Here is a 2,172-nt window from a genome sequence, read left to right as displayed (position 1 = left end):
TCAGAAACTGTCTGTTTGTGCCTGTTCCAACGCTCTTCCCCACATATGACACTACTTATTCTATTGATGCCCGTGGCTACGCTTCCAAGATCGGGCTCCATATGGATGATAGGTACATAATATAGCTTCCTCACCGCAACCACTTCCGAGCGCGCCAGAGAATCCTCTCTCCCGAACCAGGCCGCTTTCCTTTAACTAATTTATCCTTAGGTAGCTTATTTAGCTTTTGGAAATACGATTTCTAAGATCCCATTTTTGTAAGAAGTTTTCATGGTGCTGGCATCCACAGCCGAGGGTAGTAAAACTTCTTTGCTGTATTTGCGATCTTTATCCTCAGCGGATATGGTGAGGATGTCGCCTTTGGCTTCCAGGTGTATATTGTCCTCCCCTACACCCGGCAATTCGGCAATAACCAGCACTTTGTCTTCTTCATCAAAAACATCCACGATGGGCTCTCGAACTTCCTCTACCACAGGACCTTTTGCTGTTTCGCGAATGTTGCCAAACTGTTCTACAGTAGGAACACCGCCCAGTCCCATTTTCACCGTAAAACCGTAAACGCCCTTAGCTTTGTCGGGCATGCCCTTGATTTTAAACTCACCCGTGCGAGTAACCTCTTCTGTGCCTTCTTTGGCCATCTTAGAGATCAAATCAATAAAATTGCCAATTCCTTTGAAGAGGCCCCCAAACGACAGTTCTCCCAAGTCGACTCTTATGTCCTCTCCTTCTGGTTCTCTTTTCTTTTCGGTCACTTCAAATTCCTCCTTTTCAACTTTCGTTTTCCGAGATCCCTGTGGTCCAGCAGATACGCCACCTTCCTGGAACTTCTTGAGAATGTTTTCAACCGAACCCAAATATACTTGATGGACGATGCGCGGTCTGCCATTTATCCTTTTGCTTTCTACAATGTAGTAATAATACTTCCTCCCAACCTTCTTTTTTATCAGGGAAGCCATGGCAGCACCTCTATGTAATACAAATGATACCATATGTTTTGAGATGTGTCAAGAAGTAGGGATTAAACTGAAAGTTTTTACCAAATAGATTAGGTAATACACATAAGTTTAATTTGGGCTTCCTCGTTCGCTCTCGACATCTCCAAGGAAGACGGGGTGTGTGTGAGCGGACGGGCCAAACAAGGCAGGCAAAAAGTGGAGAATGAGAGGAAAGGAGAAAACGATGATCCATAGAAATTCACGCAAGGGGACTGCCTACTTTAGCGAGCAGGGGAATTGCACTTCCTCCTTTCTACTGTTATAATATTTATATGTAAGGTCGTCGGTCCCCCGGATCGGGGTGGCGAGAAACTGCTCTGTGGAGGTTGAGACTCAACCAGTGAAGCGGATGCTGCCGACGTAAAGCTAAAAAGTTCGCAGTCTTTGTGAAGCTGTTTGCTTTGAGCTAACAGAGAGATCACTTACTGAACTGGCCAGCCAGAGAGGTAACCTTTTAGGCACCGAAGGAGACCTACTCTTGGACGAAAAAACGGGAAAAATAATTGACGTTCATCATCGCTGAATTGTAGCATCCAGCACAGCGGAACAGGTGTCCAAGATGGCCGGAATAAGCACACACACCGATTCCCAAGGGCAACAAAGATATCAACCGCGAGCTAAATGAAAAAACTGCGGGATTAAATTTATCCTGCATATTTCGCCCCTAATCGGCCACCAATTACGTTTTATTCCGGCCACCGATTTCGGCCCAATCCGGCCACTTTTTGAGCCCTTCCGAAATAGGCGGCCGAAATCAGCGAAATGCGCATTATCCCGTTTATTATCTTTGACCTGTAGTTTTTAGGCTACAGTTTGTCAATTTCTCTAATCTAACTTCTAGTATGTTATTGTTATATTTCTTGGTGAATTCTCCGGTATTAACCTCCGCAGGAAGGGAAATTTCTTCATGATATTTTTTATTGAGAGTGTTGGCAGATATAGTAAGCTTATCCTTTCCCATTTTCAAGAGAATATCCTCTTCTTGAACACCCAACAGTTCCATAACCACGTCTATGTGATCTCCTTCGTCAAGAATATCTACAAGTGTTTCTTCTCTCCTCTCCCCTGGTCGCTCTCGACCCGCTAGCCACCAACTAAATAGGATCTTTTCCCCCGTTTCACAATCAATCTTTGATTTCTCAAAAGCCAATATGGGACTGCCAATTATTCTTTCTGC

The 2,172-nt window shown here is 44.6% G+C and carries 2 protein-coding genes; both read right to left on the bottom strand.

Going from position 1 to position 2,172, the window contains the following annotated elements; translation table 11 throughout:
- Positions 1-215: 215 nt before the first annotated feature.
- On the bottom strand, positions 216-956 hold the full coding sequence (gene hsp20 / locus HW443_RS10825; RefSeq protein WP_181040949.1) for an archaeal heat shock protein Hsp20: 741 nt from the start codon (positions 954-956) through the stop codon (positions 216-218).
- An 820-nt stretch (positions 957-1,776) separates the two neighbouring features.
- Positions 1,777-2,172, bottom strand: a 396-nt coding sequence (locus HW443_RS10820) for an Hsp20/alpha crystallin family protein (RefSeq protein WP_219857248.1), incomplete at its 5' end; no start/stop codon positions are given.

It is taken from the genome of Candidatus Hakubella thermalkaliphila, from assembly GCF_013281975.1.
Lineage (GTDB): Bacteria > Actinomycetota > Humimicrobiia > Hakubellales > Hakubellaceae > Hakubella > Hakubella thermalkaliphila.
Note: the sequence above shows the minus strand (reverse complement) of the source record. Positions and strands in the feature narration are given on the sequence as shown.

What these genes read in the sequence shown, in the direction of transcription:
- hsp20 (WP_181040949.1), bottom strand. Translation starts at nt 956, where the DNA reads ATGGCTTCCCTGATAAAAAAGAAGGTTGGGAGGAAGTATTATTACTAC.